The organism is Saccharopolyspora sp. (assembly GCF_017434145.1).
Taxonomy (GTDB): Bacteria; Actinomycetota; Actinomycetes; order Mycobacteriales; family Pseudonocardiaceae; genus Saccharopolyspora_C; species Saccharopolyspora_C galaxeae.
In genome coordinates, this window is record NZ_JAFRFW010000941.1 from 1 (window position 1) to 2417 (window position 2417).

A 2417-nucleotide genomic window follows, 5' to 3' on the forward strand; every position below is an offset into this window, starting at 1 on the left:
CGGCGACAGCGCGGCGACCGCGGCTCTGTGCGGCAGCCTGCTCGGCGCGGCGCGCGGGGCCGATGCGGTACCGCAGCGATGGCTGGACGAGCTCGAGCTCGGCGATCTGCTGGCGGAACTGCTCGCCGACGCCAGGCGCGCCGAGGAAGAACTCGTCGAGGGCGGGCCGGTACCGGAATGGGCGCAGCGGTACACCGGATAGCGTTGCACAGGTGACGGACGCGAGGGGCTCTGGCGGGCTCACCGATGCGGAACGGGCGTTGCTGGCCGCGTACCGGCAACGGCGCCGGACCGCCCCGCCTTCCGGAACGAGCCCAGCCTCCGGAACCGCCCCGCCCGACGCCGACGAGCGGCTGCTGCTCCAGCGGTGGAGCTGGTGGCGGGACCGGCCGCTGTCCCGGCCACCGTGGTTCGCCGCGCTGCGCCAGCGGATCGTCGAACCCGAGCCGCCCACGCCCGCGACCGGGCTGGCCGGCCCGGACGGCTACCTGCCGGAGGCCGCGAGCCGGTTCGCCGGGATGCTGCTCGGCGCGGCCGCGGCCGAACACACCGTGCTCGGCAGACTCGGTGAGCGCACCACCTCGGTGCTGTTCGCGTTGGAAGGGCTGATCCGCGCGCACACCGCGTTGCGCGTGCACGGCACCGCCTCCCCCACCTCTTCCGTCCTCAGTGGACTGCAACGGTGGCTGCACACTCGCGGAATCGCTTGGCAGGACTGCGTTCCCGCGCCCGGCGGCGAACCGGACGGCTGGCTGGTGGGCAGGCCGGAGCTGCATTCCGCCGCCGTCGACGAGCCCGCGCTGCTGACCGCGCTGACCCGCATCGCCGCCGGGAGCAAACCTTCGCCGCACGCAGCGGGCGCCACCGCGGTGCCGATCGGAGCGGTCGCGGCGCTGTGGTCGGCCGATGACGGGTTCGACCTCGGCAGGGAACTGGCGGCGTTATCCCACGGCCACCCCGACGGGAACCGCCCGGCCGGTGCGACGGGCGCGGCGATTTCCCTGCTGTTGCGGGGAATTCCGCTCGCCGAAGCGCTGCCCGGTGCGCTGGCCCGCTGGCAGCCCGCCGAATCCCGGCCCGCGCTGCTGGACCGCGCGCTGCACCTCGGCTCGACCAGCCCGATCGGTTTCGTCGCCCGGCGGGACCAACTGGACGCGATGAGCGGCGGACGCAGCGGCGTGCAAGCGCTCGCGGTCGCGTTGCGCATCTGCGCGGCCTGCCCCGACGACTTCACCAAGGCCATCGAGTCAGCGAGCGAGCACTCCGGGGACGTCGGCACGACCGCCGTGTTGTGCGGTCAGCTGCTCGGCGCCGCGCACGGACCGACCGCGATTCCTCCGGAGCTGGCCGCGGAATCGCCCGCGTGGACGGTGCTCGAGCAGCTCGCCGAGGACGCCGCCGCGGAGTTCGGGCCCTACCCGGACGAGTCCGACGACTGGTTCGCCCGCTACCCGGTCGGCGACCCCGACGGCCGACCCGATCAGCGCAACAGCATCACCGCAGTGCCCAGGCTGGCCGCCTCGCGCGACCGGTTCCTCGGCGCGGTGCTGGGCTGCGCGATCGGCGAAGCGCTCGGCGGCCCCGTCGCGGGCGAGAGCTGGGACCAGATCCAGGATCGGCACGGCGAACGCGGCCTGCGCGATTACGTGCCCGCCGGGCACCCGGCCGGGCGGCTCGGCAGCGACACGCAACTGCTGCTGTTCTCCCTGGAAGGCACCATCCGCGCCGGTGTGCGCCGCCGCGACCACGACATCGCCGACCCGTCCCGGCACATCCAGCACGCCTACCAGCGCTGGCTGCACACCCAGCACCTGAGCTGGAGCCGCGCCGCGGGCGAATTCCTCGAGCGCACCGGCGAACCGGACGGGTGGCTGGTCGGGCACCGCGCGCTGTTCCAGACCCGCAACCCCGGGCGCACGATGATGCGCACGCTCATCGCCTTCGCCAAGGGACAGCAACGGATGGGCACGCCGCAGCACCCGGTCAGCGACTCGAAGGGCAGCACAGCGGTGATGCGCGCGGTGCCCGCCGCGCTGTGGAGCGAGAACCCGTCCGAAGTGTTCCGCGTCGGGCAGAACACCGCGGCGCTGACCCACGGCGACCCCGTGGCGCACCTGAGCGCCGGGACGCTCGCATTCCTGGTTTCGCGCCTGATGGCCGGTCAGGACCTCAACACCGCCGTGGAGGAGGCGTCCGCGGAACTGCGGAACCACCCCGGGCACGAAGAAGTCGCCGCCCGGTTGTCGGCGGCGGTGCACTACGCCCGCTCCGCGGGAACCACGCCGACGCACTTGGAAACCGGCATCGGAACCGGCTGGACCGCGGCGGACGCGCTCGGCATCGGGCTGTACGCGGCGCTGGTCGCGGACGGCGACTTCGACGCCGCGCTGCCGCTGGCGGTGAACCACTCCGGCAAC

General features: G+C 74.0%; 1 protein-coding gene and 1 pseudogene. Both read left to right on the plus strand.

The genetic code is table 11. From position 1 onward, the window contains the following. Positions 1 to 202 (plus strand): annotated as a pseudogene (locus tag IJH84_RS25375) (hypothetical protein); the annotation flags it as partial. A 10-nt stretch (positions 203 to 212) separates the two neighbouring features. Beyond that, positions 213 to 2417: ADP-ribosylglycohydrolase family protein (locus IJH84_RS25380; RefSeq protein WP_295149850.1), on the plus strand; the 2205-nt coding region annotated here is incomplete at its 3' end.